Source organism: Acidovorax temperans (assembly GCF_028596105.1).
GTDB lineage: Bacteria > Pseudomonadota > Gammaproteobacteria > Burkholderiales > Burkholderiaceae_C > Acidovorax > Acidovorax temperans.
This window is the reverse complement of record NZ_CP117193.1, coordinates 1227472-1241604: the sequence shown is the minus strand read 5'-3', so window position 1 is coordinate 1241604 and position 14133 is coordinate 1227472. Positions and strand designations below refer to the sequence as shown.

Below are 14133 nucleotides of genomic sequence, written 5' to 3'. Positions count from 1 at the left end.
CTTGATTGAGTGTGTGCGGAGCAACAACCCCCACACCGACACCTCTAGGTGCTCAGAGGCGCATGGACGCCATGCCCATCAGGCCCAAAATTCCCATGATGATCAGGTACAGCGCCACGATGGTGCTGAGCAGCCGTGGCATGACCAGGATGAGAATGCCGGCGATCAAGGACACCAACGGGCCGATGCTGATACTGAGCGACATGCGCGGTTCTTTCTGCGAGTGGAAAAACCGCTATCTTGCCCCAGCCCAATCGCCCGGCGGCATCAAACGTTGAATTTTTGCCGCGCCTTGCGCACCCAGTCGTTCGAGAAGGTGCGAGCCAGGTCCACCTTGGTGGCGGCAAGCTCCGGGTAGGCCAGCGTGAGGGCACGCAACGCCACTGCGGGGGCATCGTCCGGCATCATCCCGTTGGGCGAAAACGTTTCGCGGATACGGTGGAACGCTGCCAGATACAAAGGCCGGTCGGTGGCCAAATACGAGGCGGGTAATGCTTTGACGATATCGGCTGGCTCGGCGGTCTGCAGCCATTTGAGGGCGTGGACCATGGCGTTCACCAGGGCCTGCACCTGATCGGGGCGCTTTTGTACAAAAGGCTGCGCGGCATACAGGCAGCTGGCCGGCATGGTGCCGCCAAACAGTTCATGAGAAGCCTTGATCGTTCGCGCGTCCACCACCACACGCAAGCCCTGCTTCTGCTCGGCCTGCGCAATGATGGGGTCGGAGTGGCACAGCGCATGGATCTGCCCTGCGCGCAGCGCGGCCATGGCCGCCGTGGCAGAGGCCATTGACACATACGTCGCACCCTGCGGGTTCAGCCCTTCCCGGGCCAGAATCCAGCGGGCAAACGAGTGGGTGGAGGAACCCGGCGCAGACACGCCAATGCGCTTGCCCGCCAGGTCACGCACCGATTCATACTGGGGCAGCATGCGCGGCAGAATGCCCAGCGCAATCTGCGGCGCCCGTCCGTGCAGCACCACCGAGCGCAATGCGTATCCATTCAGCTGCTGCCGGATGGTGTGCTCGTAAGAGCCCGAGACCACATCTACCGAGCCATCCTGCAACGCCTGCAGGGCCAGAGCACCGGCAGAAAAGTCGCGCAGCACCACATCCAGCCCTTCGGCCTTGAAAAAACCCAGCTGCTCTGCCAGCAGCACGGGCAAGTGGTACATCTCGCCCTGCCCCGCCACCGCCAGTGTCAGGCGATCACCGAGTGCTGCCGCGCGCGAGCGGGCCGCCAGCAGGGGCGCGAACACGCCCGCTGCACAGGCGGCAGACATGATCCCGAGAGTACGGCGGCGAATCAAAGCACGCGGCATGAAGGTAAAGATGTGAAGGGAATGAATTGCTGCACCGCAACAATTGTGCAAACACCCAGCAAATGAAGCATCAGGGAACACCCCTGAGGACTTTTACGTACTGCCGTGCTTTTTCAGCCAGTGAGGGCAGCTAGTGCCCATGGCATGCAAAAAACCTGCCCACCGCAACTCAGCGATAGCCCACGAACAAGATCGCGACATTCACCATGAACGCCCCGGCCCAAACGGCGCTGCGGGCTGTGGGCACGTTGGAGACATACATCATGATGTAGAACATGCGCAGCATGACGAACAGCATGGCCAGCAAGTCCAGCCAGGTCTGCCGCGCCCCAAGCTGGTGCGCAATGATGACGGCGCCAATGAAAAAGGGCAGCGACTCAAAGCTGTTGGCCTGCGCGGCATTGGCGCGGGCGCGCCAGTCACCCTGGCGGGCGAGCCAGCTGCGCGGGTCGCTGTTGTCATAGCCGCCCTGAGCGGGCGGCTTGCCCAGGGTGCCGCTCTTGGCGATCCAGGCGCACACAATGGGCAGCAACGCGGCCACCAAAACGCACCAATAGGCCACGGTGAATCGGGCCACTTGCAGGGATGTATTCATTTGTAAGCCTTTTAGGACCCAAAGCCCCTGTGTATCAGCGCAAGCCGCTATGATTTTGGGAGTATTCTACCTGCGCAAGCGAGGCCAAATGCCCTGCCAATTCAGCGGCGATCGACCAGCGCGTGCGCAATCGTGCCCAGGTCCACATACTCCAGCTCGCTGCCCACGGGCACCCCGCGCGCCAGCCGCGTCACATGCAGCCCCCGGTTCTTGAGGGCCTCGCTCAACACATGCGCCGTGGCCTCACCCTCGGCATTGAAGTTGGTGGCCAGAATCACCTCCTGCACCACGCCATCGCTGGCGCGCTCCATCAGCTTGTGCAGACCAATCTCTTTCGGACCAATGCCATCGAGCGGGCTCAGCCGCCCCATCAGCACAAAGTAAAGCCCTTTGAACGCCCCCGTACGCTCCAGCGCCGACTGGTCAGCCGGGCTCTCCACCACGCACAGCCGCGATGCATCGCGCTCCGGGTCCAGGCAGGTGCTGCAGATATCGTCTTCGGTGAACGTGTGGCAACGCGCGCAGTGGTGCACGTTTTGCACCGCATCATGCAGCGCATTCGCCAACGCCGCCGCCCCCGCCCGGTCATGCTGCATGAGGTGAAACGCCATGCGCTGCGCAGACTTGACCCCCACCCCCGGCAAACGGCGCAGCGTCTGGATCAAGACCTCAAGGGCGTTGGTGGAAGACATGAGAGAGGATTTGAGAAAAAAGTGGAAGCAGTGAACGAACCATCTTCAACAGGCGCAGCCCGAGAGGCAGCAACCCCGGCTTTACTGGCTTTCACACCCCGCCCTCAAGGGCGTAGCGAGCGGGATGAGCTGCTAGGCGGCCGGAGCACAGCAACCGGAACGTACTTGAAGTACGTGAGGATTGCGAGCACCGCCCAACGACGCAGATCGCCCGCTCGGTAGCCAACCCCCTCAGAAAGGGAATTTCATGCCGCCGGGGAGGCCTGGCATCCCTGCTGTGAGTTTGCCCATCTTCTCCGCCGAAGTCTCTTCAGCCTTGCGCACTGCCGCATTGAACGCAGCCGCCACCAGGTCTTCCAGCATGTCCTTGTCTTCGGCCAGCAGGCTGGGGTCGATGGTGATGCGCTTGACGTCGTGCTTGCAGGTCATCACCACCTTGACCAGGCCCGCGCCCGATTCGCCTTCCACTTCGATGAAAGCCAGTTCGTCCTGGGCCTTCTTGAGGTTGTCCTGCATGGCCTGGGCTTGCTTCATCAGGCCGGCGAGTTGTCCTTTATTGAACATGGATGGTTTCCTTTGCTTTCTTTCTGGTTGATCGATTCCCACGTAGGGACGGAAATTCAGTATCCGAAATTCACGGTATTGTGCTTTGCGCCGTTAGCGGCCATCGAAACCGCCGCTGCCCAGACCAGTGCTCCCGCGCAAGGGCCGCCAAGCCGCGTAGGCGGCGCTTCGCTCGCGTGCGCTGGGAGCGTCCCCCTCCCGCGAAGCGAGAGAGGGGGAAGGCGCCGAAGGCGACTCAGGGGGTGTTTCATCTCACGCGGGCTTGATGCTGCCCGGCACGATCTTCGCGCCGTGCTCACGCATCAGCGTCTGCACATAGGGGTCGTTCATCACGGTCTCTTCGGCCACGCGCTGGCGCTCGGCGGCAGCAGCGGCGTTGCGGCGGGCGGGGCTGTCGATGACTCGGCCCACTTCCACGCTGATCTGCGTGGCGTGGCCCGCAGCCTCGAGTGCGGCGCGCAGGCGCTCGCGGGCCGTGGGCTGGTTCAGCGATTCGCGCTCCACCCGCAGCAGCCAATGGGCGCCATCGCGGGCCACCAACTGGGACTGCAAGGCCAGCTCGCGCACCAGGGCCGTAATAGCCTCGGCCGCCACCAGTTGCTGCACCGTGGCGTGCCACACATCGCCCTCTTCCGTGGGCGTGTAGCGCGCGGAAACCGGTGTGGGCGCTGACAGGGGCAAGGGCTGCAGACGCTCGCTGGGCTCGGACGCCTCGCGCACCGGAATTGCTACCAATTCAGGAGCTGCCTGCGCTTTTTCTGCTTGCGCTGGAGGCAGATTTCGCTCTACCTCTTCAGCCATACGCACAGGCGGTACGGCAGGGGTAGCGGGCACCGATCCATCGTCCGCATCGGGCCATGGAGGGGGTTCGTTGCTGTTGTCTTCTTCCCAAGGCGGTACAGACTCTGCCACCGGAGCAGGTGCTGCAGCGGGCTGCACAGGTGCCGGGACCGGGAGAGCGGGTTCGGGTGGCTGCGCAACGGCCGGGGCCACAGCTGCCACCGGGGCTGCAGCAGCAAAGGGAGCTGGCGCCAGGGCAGGCGCCGGTGGCAGCGCCACTGGCAAGGGGGCGGCTACAGGCTGCGCCGCAGTCACCGGAGCCGGTGCGGGCGCAGCCTCAGGCCGCGTCAGAGTTTTTTTTTCAGCCGGGCCTGCAGGGGCTTTGAAGGCCAGCAGGCGCAGCAGCACCATAGTGAGCGCGGCGTACTCGTCAGGCGCCAGGCCCAGCTCGGCGCGGCCATGCAGGCACAGGCTGTAGAGCAACTGGGTTTCGTCGGCGGGCATCTGGGCTGCGAGCCGCGCGGTCTCTACCGCCTCGGGGTCATTGGCATCCACGGCCTGCGCCATCTGCGGCACGGCCTGGTACACGGCCATGCGTTGCAGCACAGCGCTCATTTCTTCCAGGGTCGATGCGGCCGACAGGCCGTTCATGCGCAGGGCATCGGCCGTTTCCACCACGGTTTTGCCATCGCCCTGGGCCAGCGCGTCGATGAGGCGGAACACGTAAGAGCGATCCACCGCGCCCAGCATCTGGCGCACACCCGCTTCCTGCAACTGGCCGCTGCCAAAGGCAATGGCCTGATCGGTGAGAGACAGCGCATCGCGCATGGAGCCCCGCGCGGCGCGCGACAGCAGACGCAGCGCCTGGGGTTCGGCGGGCACGTTTTCGTTGGCCAGCACGCGGGTGAGGTGGTCCAGCACCGTCTCGGGGGCCATGGGGCGCAGGTTGAACTGCAGGCAACGGCTCAGCACCGTGACCGGCACCTTCTGCGGGTCGGTCGTGGCCAGCACAAATTTGAGGTATTCGGGCGGCTCTTCCAGCGTCTTGAGCATGGCGTTGAACGCCGTGTTCGTCAGCATGTGCACCTCGTCGATCATGAAGACCTTGAAGCGCCCCTGCACCGGCTTGTACACGGCCTGCTCCAGCAGGCTTTGCACCTCATCCACGCCGCGGTTGGAAGCCGCGTCCAGCTCGGTGTAGTCCACAAAGCGGCCGCTATCGATGTCGGTGCACGCCTGGCACACGCCGCAGGGCGTGGCAGTGATGCCGCCGTTGCCATCAGGCCCCTGGCAGTTGAGCGACTTGGCCAAGATGCGCGACACCGTGGTCTTGCCCACGCCGCGCGTACCCGTGAACAGGTAGGCGTGGTGCAGGCGCTGCTGGGTCAGCGCATTCGACAGGGCCTGGACCACATGCTCCTGCCCCACCATTTCGGTGAAATTGCGGGGGCGGTACTTGCGGGCGAGCACGAGATAAGACATGGGGCCGGATTCTACGGGCTGGGCAGGGGTCGCCCTTTTCACGGCAGCGATAAATCCCCGCGCTGGTCGATGGGGCCCGGCATCCGCAGTACAATGCGCGGTGACGGGCCTCCCCGCATGGCAAAGCAGCCAACCGGGTCAGGTGGGGAACCAAGCAGCCCTAACTGTGGAGTCAGTGCCGGGGGTAAGGCTCGTCACCTCATTCAATGGGATGCCATTGCATCCACGCCAGAAGGCACCCGTAGGTGCCGAATTTCTCCCCCCACTTCCTGATATCGCGGATACCGCACTTGGTTTCAGGTGCGCTGGGCTCAGCCGCGCCGCACGCCGGACTCGCGCATGAACTTCTCCATCTCCTGCAGCGTGGAGACGATGGTTTGGAGCTCGGTTTCCTTTTCACGCAACTCGGCGATGGCGACTTCGTGGGTGCGGATTTGCTCCTGCAACTGCGCAATCTGCGCCTGCATCTCGGCAATGGCGGGGCCGTTGGACGTGGTCATGCGAAAAATCTCTTTCCGTTGGGCCAGGGACATCGTACCCGGCCATTCTGCTCGCTTGGCTCACCCGCTATCAAATCGATAGCTTCTGGCGCTTCACCATCAAGCGCTGCGCCCCAAAAACGCCAAAACCCCCTGCCCCGCACGCACGCCGCTGGCCAGGCTGGCGGTGAGCAGGTAACCACCGGTGGGGGCCTCCCAGTCCAGCATCTCGCCCGCGCAGAACAGGCCGGGAACGGTCTGGGCCATGAGGTGCCCATCAAGCGCCTCGAAGGTCACCCCCCCGGCGGTGCTGATGGCCTCATCGATGGGCCGGGTGGCCGCCACGGTGATGGGCAGCGCCTTGATGGCGTGGGCCAGGGCCACGGGGTCGTTCATGCCGTCTTTACCCAGGTGTTCGTACAGCACGCCCGCCTTGATGCCATCGAGCCCCAGGCGGCTTTTGAGGTGGCTGGACAGTGAACGCGAGCCACGCGGGTGGCGCACCTCGACCAGCACGCGCTCGGGGCTGTGGTCGGGCAGCAGGTCGAGGTGAAAGGTGGCGTGGCCGTGGGCCTCGATCTCATCGCGCAACAGATGTGACACGGCGTACACCAGGCTGCCCTCGACCCCCGTGACCGTGGCCACAAACTCGCCCCGGCGTTGAAAGTGCTGGCCGGTGCTGCTGGTAAAACTCAGCGCCACCGACTTGAACGGCTGGCCCGCAAAGCGTTCTGCGAAATGCGGCGTCCAGCCCACCGGCACGGCGGGTGTGCGGCCCAGCAGCTCTTGCAAAAAGGCGCGCCGCGTTTCGCCCGCAGGGGCGTTCATGCCCGCCACGTCAAAGCCGCAGTTGGAGGGGCGCAGCGGTGCCACGGCCACGCCTCGCTCGGCCAGCAGGGGCACCCAAGCACCATCGGAGCCGAGCCGCGCCCAGCTGCCGCCGCCCAGGGCCAATACCACGGCGCGGCAGGTCACCTGGCACTCGCCCGCAGGGGTGGCAAAGCGCAGCACCTGGGCTGACGATGGCGTGAAATCAAGCGCTTGCTGCGCAGGCTGCGCGGCTTGCGCGGCATCGTGGTCGTTGGCCCAGCCCAGCCAGCGGTGGCGCATGTGCAGCTGCACGCCCTGCCCGCGCAGGCGGTGCAGCCAGGCGCGCAGCAAGGGGGCGGCCTTCATGTCGGTGGGGAAGACGCGGCCCGACGTGCCCACAAAAGTCTCCACCCCCAGGCCCTGCGCCCAGGCGCGCACCTCGGGGCTGCCGAAGGCGCGGATCAACGGCTCGATCTGCGGCTTGCGCGCGGCATAGCGGCTGGCAAAAGGCTCGTGCGGCTCAGAGTGCGTGAGGTTGAGCCCGCCCTTTCCCGCCAGCAGAAACTTGCGGCCCACCGAGGGCATGGCATCAAACAGATGCGCGGCCACGCCGCTTTGGGCCAGCACTTCTGCCGCCATGAGCCCGGCGGGGCCACCGCCAATGATGGCCACATCGCAAGAGATTGCGGAAACGGCAGAAGTGGCGGGGGCGGAGGATGGGGCTTGGGACACGGGAGGCCTTTGGGTCAACGTCGAGAAGATAGCAAGAGCAGTGCAGATCAGAACAGGGAACCCTGCCTGGAATCGGGCACCGTTGGTGCAGCTTTGGCGGCACCAGGACGAGCGGCAGGCGCTGCGGGCAGCGCGGGCACATCCGTCGCCGCAGTGCCGGGGGCGGGAGTATGCCCCAAGGCGGAGGCGGCAGAGGCTTCGGTGCCACCCGCCATGACCATGCGCCCATCGCCCGTGAGGAACGCGGCATGCACCACCTCGCCGGGCATCAACACAGACACGGCCTCGCGGTAGCGCTGCAGCTGCGCCACCAAAGCCTGCTGGCGCTGGGGCTGCGTGGCGCTTTTGTAGTCCAGCACCCACCAGCCCGCCAGGGCGTCATCGGCCTGGACGGCGCGGCGCTGCACCAGCCGGTCAATGCGCAGGCTCTGGCCCTGGTAATGCAGCGGGGCTTCGTTGATGGCGGTCTGGATCAGTGCCGCATCCCACGCCCAGGCGCCCTCGCCCGCCAGAATGGCCTGCGCCATGCGGGCGGCCTGCTCGGCGGCGGCGGGGGTGATGTCGTGGTCTGCAGCCAGGCGGGCCAAGCGCGCGGCGGGCCAGCCATGGGCACGCACATCGGCCAGCGGGGCACCGGCCACACCGGCCTGCTCCAGCAGCTGGTGCATGGCATCGCCCTGGCGCGACAGCGGGGTCGATTCCGCATCGCCCGGCATGGCCACGGGGGCGTCGCCCTCCAGCCCGGCGGCGGTGTGCACGCGGGCGGTCTGCAGCGCCTCAGGCAGCGCGGGCAGGCTGGGGATGGTGAAGGTTTCCGGTGCATCAGTGGGGGCAGCGGCTTCTGCGCCATGCCCTGCTGTGGCCTGGGCTTGCAGATCGACTTCCGTGACCAGCGGAGCCAGCCGGTTCCACCAGCTGCCGGGGGCCGAGTTGCTGGGCTGCACCGACGACAGCGCCAGGCAGTGCTTGGCGCGCGTCATGGCCACGTAGAGCATGTTCAGCTCCTCGCGGCTGCGGGCCTGCTGCTCGGCGGCCAGCGTGGCCTCGGCGCTGGGGGGCGGGTTGGACTCGCTGGCCAAAAAGATGAACGCTGAGGGCGCAGGCTGCTCGCCCGGCCAGTCCACCAACACGCCCATGGTTTCGGCCTTTTGCGGGCGGGTGTCGGTGTCCAGCAGCAGCACGCAATCGGCCTCCAGCCCCTTGGCCCCGTGCACCGTCAGCAGTCGGATGGCCTGCGCATCGGCCCGGCCGGGGGCGCGCACGCCGCCCTTCTTCATGGCCCGCACAAACGCATAGGGCGTGAGGTAGCGGCCCCCGTCGTGCTGCAGCGATGCCGCCAGCAGCGCCCGAAGGTTGGCCTGCACGGCCTGGCGCTGGGTGGCGGGCGCGGCGGCGGCAAAGCGGGCCAGCACGTCGCCATGTTCGTAGATGGCGTGCAGCGCATCGTGCGGCGGCAGGCGCTGCACCCAACCCTGGTATTGCATCAAAATAGGCCCCAGCGCTTGTAAATCGGGCGCAAGCAGCTCACTTTTCAATAGCAAATCAAACCAGCTGCAGCCCGCATGCTCGGGCTGGCGGCGCAGCACGGCCAGGGCCACCAGCGCATCGTCGCCCAGACCGAACAGCGGCGACTTGAGCGCACGGGCGAGCGACAGGTCGTGCGTGGGCGAGACCAGCACATCGAGCAGCGCCACCATGTCCTGCACCTCGGGTGCGTCGAACAGGTCGGCCTTTTCGGGCTGCACGCAGGGCAGGTGTAGGGCGCGCAGGGCCTCCTGCATGGTGTCCAGGCGGTCGCGCTTGCGGGCCATCACCAGCACCTCCTTGGGCGGGGTGCCGCTGGCGATCTGCGCGGCCACCCAGGCGGCGGCCTGTGCGCATTCACGCATGCGCTGGGTTTCTTCGGCCTCGTGGCGGGGTTCGGTCAGGCTGTCGCGCCAGGCCAGCGGGTCGCGGGCGGTGCTGCTTCCATCGCTCGCATCGTCGTCATCGGTGATGGCGGGCAGGCGCAGCAACTGGCCTGGGTGTTTCGATTCGGTGGTGTGGTCGCGGAAGCCTGTGGTCTCGTGCTGCGCCTGGGCTTGCCCCATGACGGCGTTGACGGCGGCAATCACGCCCTGCGCGTTGCGGCGCGTGTGGTCGCAGCTGAGCAGGTCGCCGCCCAGCCCATCGCGCACAAAGGCCTGCGCGGCGATGAACACCTGCGGCTCGGCCCGGCGAAAGCGGTAGATGCCCTGCTTGGGGTCGCCCACGATGAACACGCTGGGCGCAGCCGAGCCACCGCCCGAGCCCGCATAGCCCGCCAGCCACGCGTGCAGCGCCTGCCACTGCAGCGGGTTGGTGTCCTGAAACTCATCGACCAGCAGGTGGCGAATGCGCGCATCCAGCCGCTCTTGCACCCAGCCAGAAAGGATGGGGTCGGCCAGCATGACCAAGGCCGTGCGCTCCACATCGTTCATGTCCACCCAGCCGTGCTGCTGCTTGACGGCGGCAAACTGCGCAATCAGGCAGCGCGCCAGCCGGGCCATGCGCTGCTGGTGCTGCCAGGCCTCGTGCTGGCGGCGGGCGGTGAGCAGGCGCTGCAGCTCGGGCTCGGCCTCTTGCGCGGCGGGGAACTTCTCCAGGTTCTTCGACAGGCGGTCTTCCTTGGCCACGAACATCGCTTTGCGCAGCATGTCCAGGCGCTGGTTCAGGTCGGGGCAGGCCAGCGCGTCGATGATGGCGTCCGCCGCCTTTTGCGGGGTCTTGTTGGACTCAGCGCCCAAAGCGCTGGCGCGGCTGCGCCAGCGCTGCAGGCAGGCTGCATCCTGCAAGGCCTCGGCAGGCTCGGCCCACGCGGCCAGTTCAGGGTAGGCCTGCTGGAACGGTGGCACCGAGGCATCGACTACGCCCGCGTCGTCGGCCAGATCAAACTCCACCCGCTTGGCCAGTGCCGCCGCCAGCGCCTTGTGCGTTTGCGATCGGCCATGGCGGGCCACCACGGCTTCGTAGTCGGCGCGCAGGCTGGCGCTGTCGGCCACGGCCTGCAAAAACGGGGGCCACACCTCACGCACGGCCTCGGCATCGTCCTCCAGCAACTCAAAGTGCGCGGGCAGCCCTTGCTGCTGCAGCAGCGCCAGCGGGGCCGTGCCCAGCAGCGCGGCAAACCAGCTGTGGAAGGTGCGGATCTGCACCGGGCGGCCCGCCTCCAGCAACTGGCGGTATAAATTTTGTAGCGCCTCGCGCTTTTCCAGTGCGCCTTGGGGGCTGATTCCGCGTGCAATCAGCTCGGCAGTGAGTTCATCGAGCGGCTTGTGGCTGAACTGCTCCAGCCACTCTTGCAGGCGCTGGCGCATCTCGCCCGCGGCCTTTTTCGTGAAGGTGATGGCCAGGATTTCGTGCGGCGCGCAGCCATCGAGCAGCGCCCGCAGCATGCGCGAGACCAGCATCCAGGTCTTGCCAGCGCCTGCGCAGGCCTCCACCGCCACGCTACGGGCAGGGTCGCAGGCAATGGCGTAGAAGGCCTCGCGCGAGACGGGGCGGCCGTTGTGTTCGTAGGCGGCCTGGGTGGCGGGGGAAGTACTGGCGGTCATGGCGTCTCTGGCGCGAGCAATGCCTGCTCGGCATCTGCCCAATAGTCTTTGCGGCACAGGCCGCGCACGGCGCAGAACTCGCACACCGAGCCCTCGCCCAGCGCGGGCAGCGGGGCGCCAGCGGCAATGCGGGCCATGTCGTGCTGGATGCCTTCAATCAGCACATCGCGCAGGTGCACCACCTCGTCCTGTTCGTGCAGTTGCGTCTCGCCGCGCTCGCCCACGTTGACGTAGGCGGCGCGCAGCGTGTCGTGGTGCAGCAGGGCGGCGTAGAACGGCAGCTGCGTGTCTTCCGCGCCGCTTTGGATGCGCTGGCGGGTGACGCTGTCGCTTTCGGTTTTGTAGTCGATCACCAGCACCGTGGGCTCGCCCGTGCTGGAGACGCCGTCGATGCGGTCGATGGTGCCGATCAGCTCCAGGTCGCCCAGCGGTTGCTTGGCCTTGACCTCGGCCTGGCGGAACATTGCGCCTTGCTGTTCGTGCCCGGCCAGCCAGTGCAAATAGCCATCGCGCAGTTGCGCCCAGCCTGCGGCAAAGGGCAGAAAGTCGCCTTCTTGCAGGCGCTGCTCGCGGGTCACGGCTTCTGCAGCGACGTCCATGCGGGCGCTGCGCTCACTGGCGTCGTCGGTGGGCTGATCGCGCAGGTCTTCATGAAAGCGCTGCAGTACCGCATGCAGCCAGTTGCCAAAGTCGCGCTTGTCCACCTCGGCGTCCAGCTCGTCGGCCTCGCGCAGGCCGAGCTGGCGCTGGGCAAAGAAGCGGTAGGGGCAGTGGCGCAGGTCGGAATACGCGGTGGACGAAAGCTGCTGCACGGGCAGGGCCTGGCCCACGGGCAAGGGGCGCAGCGTGGGGGCGGCCTGCACGTTGCGGGGCGGGCGGGCGTCAGCACCCTGGGCCGCGTCGCCTTGCAGTTGCAGGGCCAGCACCAGGGCGCTGGCGAGCAATGGCTCCCCGCCCTCATCGCCGGTGCGCCACAGCACATCGACCACGGGCGTGCGCAGGGCATAGGCCCAGGCGGCCCGCTGCGCGGCCTCCAGCGACTGGCGCGTGGGCAAACCCCAGGCCTCGCGCTGGGCCTGGGACCAGTCTCCGGTGGGCTCTGGAGCGGCCTGCAGGCGTTTCTCATCGCAACCGGGGAGCACGGCGGCCGCAAAGGGACGCCCCAGCAATTGGGGCAGCGGCAACACCACCACGGGCGCATCAGCGGCCTGCGAGGCCACGTAGCGCCCAGCCTCCAGCACGTCCTTCACCCACCGGGTGAACTCCGCCAGCGTCATACGGCGGCCCGCACTGTCACCCCAGCTTTGCAGCTCCGCTTGCTGGCCGTCTTGCAGGCGCAGCGCCGCCAGCACGCGCATGCCTGCGGGGTCGGCCTGCAGGCCCTGCCATTGCCCCGCTTGCTCCAGCACGGCGCGCAGAGCGGGCAGCCACTGCGCCAAGGGACGCGCAGCGCGCAAGGCGTCGCGCCAGGTCTCCACCGTGGCCACGGTGCGGGCCAGGTGGGGTTGCGCGCTCAGGTCCTGGGCAGAGGCTGCGCTCCAGTGCTGTAACACGCCTTTGCGCAGCCACAACTCCAGCCGGTTGATCTCGCCCGGCGTCAGCGCTGGCGTGTGCTTGAGCCAGTCCAACACTTCGTTGGACGAGGCATTCCACGCGGCGGCCTGCAGCGCGGCCATGACGCGAGACGCCGCACGGGTGGTGGACAGAATCCATCCACTTTCATCACGCACCAGCACACCGCTGCTGTCCAGATGGGCCAGCACACGGCGAATGAGCGCGCGGTCGGTGGCTGCCAGGGCCACAGGTACCCGGCCATGGCGGATGTGGCTGAGGACACAGGCGGCTGCGCGGTGGGCTTCGTCTTCGGCGTCGGTGGCAGCATGCAAGGCCCATTGGGGTGGCGCCGAAGCATCTTCCAGCAGCGATGGCAGCACGATGCAAGCGCCCCGTTCGCCCCAATGGGCCAACAGGGCCTGGGGCAAAGCGTCGAACTGAGAGCCCTCCAGCACCACCAGCGCGTCCACGGCCTCCCGCACACCGGGCTCAAACAACACATCGGTGGCATGCCGTGAGGCCAGCACCCATTCCAGCGCCAGGCGCGCTACCAGGGCCTCGTAGTGCAGGCTGCTGCCTTCATCCGCAGTGGCCAAGAGTTTGCGGGCCTCATCGCCCCAGGTCGCCCGCTGCGCCGGGGGCACGGCCGCCACGGCGGGTGCCAGCTGGGCGGCGGCTTCTTGCAGTGGCGTGGCCAGCATTTCACGCAGGGCGCCCTGCCCCACGCGGTCCAGCAGGGCGCGGGCTGTGAGGGTGTCGCGCGCAGCGTCGCCCGCAAAATCATCGGCCGACGGCTCAAAACCCTGCAGCTGGCGCGCCCAGTTGCGGGTCGTCTCGAAACGCGGAGCAAAGCCCTGCGGAAACTGCTGCCCCCACAGGCGCTGCCCCCAGGGCATGAGCTGGGCATAGGGCACCAACACCACGGTGCGGGCCAGATGAGCGCCCCGGGCACTGGCATGGGCCGCCACCTGGGCCAGAGCGCGTTGCCACAGGTGCAGGCTCCAGCCTGCGCCATCATCGCTTTTCGCTATGACAGTCATAGCGTCGCAGGCCCCGGCCATACCGGTGAATGGGGGATTGGTTTCTGTCACAATGCCCAGACTTTATACGTACACCGGTCCCAACCTGATCAAAAACAAGGAATCCGCCATGGCCAGCGAACTCATCAAACATGTCTCTGACGCCAGCTTCGAAGCCGACGTGCTGAAAACAGGCACCCCCGTGCTGGTGGACTACTGGGCCGAGTGGTGCGGCCCCTGCAAGATGATTGCCCCCATCCTCGACGAAGTCGCAGGCACCTACCAGGGCAAGCTGCAGATCGCGAAGATGAATGTGGACGAGAACCGCGAGATCCCCGCCAAGTTCGGCATTCGCGGCATTCCCACCTTGATGCTGTTCAAGGACGGCCAACTCGCCGCCACCAAGGTCGGCGCGATGAGCAAGGCCCAATTGACCGCCTTCATCGACCAGCAACTGGCCTGACCCCCTCTCCAAAGCCCCTCGGCAACACCGCCGCTGGGGCTTTTTTCGTTGAGCGATAGACCTGCGGGTAA

At 66.8% G+C, this 14133-nt stretch carries 11 protein-coding genes and 1 other RNA gene; 2 read left to right on the top strand and 10 right to left on the bottom strand.

The genetic code is table 11. The features are described 5' to 3' along the window. Nucleotides 1-52 precede the first annotated feature (52 nt). The 6 genes from PQV96_RS05795 to dnaX all read right to left on the bottom strand — a co-directional run bounded on the left by PQV96_RS05795 (nucleotide 53) and on the right by dnaX (nucleotide 5433). On the bottom strand, nucleotides 53-205 hold the full coding sequence (locus PQV96_RS05795; protein WP_082758696.1) for a DUF3096 domain-containing protein: 153 nt from the start codon (nucleotides 203-205) through the stop codon (nucleotides 53-55). 62 nt (nucleotides 206-267) lie between these two features. Beyond that, on the bottom strand, nucleotides 268-1320 hold the full coding sequence (locus tag PQV96_RS05790) for an ABC transporter substrate-binding protein (RefSeq protein WP_207373247.1): 1053 nt from the start codon (nucleotides 1318-1320) through the stop codon (nucleotides 268-270). Between the two features lie 169 nt (nucleotides 1321-1489). After that, complete coding sequence (locus PQV96_RS05785; protein ID WP_066694006.1) at nucleotides 1490-1915, bottom strand: MAPEG family protein; 426 nt, start codon at nucleotides 1913-1915, stop codon at nucleotides 1490-1492. A gap of 101 nt (nucleotides 1916-2016) precedes the next feature. Next, a complete protein-coding gene (gene recR / locus PQV96_RS05780; RefSeq protein WP_273624804.1) occupies nucleotides 2017-2607 on the bottom strand; it encodes a recombination mediator RecR in 591 nt (196 codons plus the stop codon). 231 nt (nucleotides 2608-2838) lie between these two features. Further along, nucleotides 2839-3171, bottom strand: a complete 333-nt coding sequence (locus PQV96_RS05775) for a YbaB/EbfC family nucleoid-associated protein (protein WP_015013601.1) — start codon at nucleotides 3169-3171, stop codon at nucleotides 2839-2841. 252 nt (nucleotides 3172-3423) lie between these two features. After that, on the bottom strand, nucleotides 3424-5433 hold the full coding sequence (gene dnaX / locus PQV96_RS05770) for a DNA polymerase III subunit gamma/tau (RefSeq protein WP_273624803.1): 2010 nt from the start codon (nucleotides 5431-5433) through the stop codon (nucleotides 3424-3426). Between the two features lie 102 nt (nucleotides 5434-5535). Between dnaX and ffs the strand changes: the two genes are divergently transcribed. Then, nucleotides 5536-5632, top strand: an RNA gene (ffs, locus tag PQV96_RS05765) — signal recognition particle sRNA small type. A 112-nt stretch (nucleotides 5633-5744) separates the two neighbouring features. Here the strand turns inward: ffs and PQV96_RS05760 are convergent. From PQV96_RS05760 to PQV96_RS05745, 4 genes are all read right to left on the bottom strand, one after another. Further along, nucleotides 5745-5933: a hypothetical protein gene (locus PQV96_RS05760; protein WP_044396823.1), complete on the bottom strand. Its 189-nt coding sequence runs from the start codon at nucleotides 5931-5933 to the stop codon at nucleotides 5745-5747. Nucleotides 5934-6032: 99 nt separating this feature from the next. Beyond that, nucleotides 6033-7454: a TIGR03862 family flavoprotein gene (locus PQV96_RS05755; RefSeq protein WP_273624802.1), complete on the bottom strand. Its 1422-nt coding sequence runs from the start codon at nucleotides 7452-7454 to the stop codon at nucleotides 6033-6035. A 47-nt stretch (nucleotides 7455-7501) separates the two neighbouring features. Continuing rightward, on the bottom strand, nucleotides 7502-11026 hold the full coding sequence (locus PQV96_RS05750; RefSeq protein ID WP_273624801.1) for a UvrD-helicase domain-containing protein: 3525 nt from the start codon (nucleotides 11024-11026) through the stop codon (nucleotides 7502-7504). Next, nucleotides 11023-13620, bottom strand: a complete 2598-nt coding sequence (locus PQV96_RS05745; RefSeq protein ID WP_273624800.1) for a PD-(D/E)XK nuclease family protein — start codon at nucleotides 13618-13620, stop codon at nucleotides 11023-11025. The genes PQV96_RS05750 and PQV96_RS05745 overlap by 4 nt, the downstream gene beginning before the upstream one ends. 109 nt (nucleotides 13621-13729) lie before the next feature. Between PQV96_RS05745 and trxA the strand changes: the two genes are divergently transcribed. After that, nucleotides 13730-14062 (top strand): thioredoxin TrxA, encoded by a 333-nt coding sequence (trxA, locus tag PQV96_RS05740; protein WP_015013596.1) that lies wholly within the window; start codon nucleotides 13730-13732, stop codon nucleotides 14060-14062. Nucleotides 14063-14133 lie beyond the last annotated feature (71 nt).